This is a genomic window from Aquabacterium parvum (assembly GCF_001447195.1).
In the GTDB taxonomy this organism is placed as follows: Bacteria; Pseudomonadota; Gammaproteobacteria; order Burkholderiales; family Burkholderiaceae_C; genus Aquabacterium; species Aquabacterium parvum.
In genome coordinates this window covers 1-440 of the sequence record NZ_LFRI01000427.1, presented here as the reverse complement: position 1 = coordinate 440, position 440 = coordinate 1, and the positions used below count along the sequence as shown (strand labels likewise).

1 protein-coding gene is annotated in these 440 nt (G+C 63.2%); it reads left to right on the top strand.

Going from position 1 to position 440, the window contains the following annotated elements; genetic code table 11:
* The coding region (locus ABG80_RS17370; RefSeq protein ID WP_152987710.1) for an IS1595 family transposase at window positions 1-440 on the top strand (440 nt) is incomplete at both ends.

The following is a 440-nucleotide window of genomic DNA, read 5'->3' as shown; positions in this document are numbered from 1 at the left end:
TACCAGACGGCCTGGGCCATGCTGCATCGTTTTCGCCAGGCGATGGTCAGGCCCGGACGTGAGCGGCTCAAGGGCTTGGTGGAGGTCGACGAGACCTATCTGGCCATCACGGATCGCCAGGTGCCGATTTCCCCGAAGAGGCGAAAGAACAATACCGACAAGGTCTTGGTCGCGATTGCCGTGGAGATGATCGATCCCAAAGGCTTCGGTCGCATCCGTCTTCGACACATCCCGGACGACTCGGCAAGCAGTGTTGTGCCCTTTATTCAGGCCAGCGTCGAGCCCGGCTGCACCCTGCGCACCGATGGGTCCGCCGCATACCGCTCGCTCAAAGACCTGGGCTACGACCACCAACGAACGGTGATGCTGGGCGCGGAGCAGCCCGCCCACGTCGCCATGGCTGGCGTTCACCGGGTGGCAGCACTGGTTCAGCGATGGGT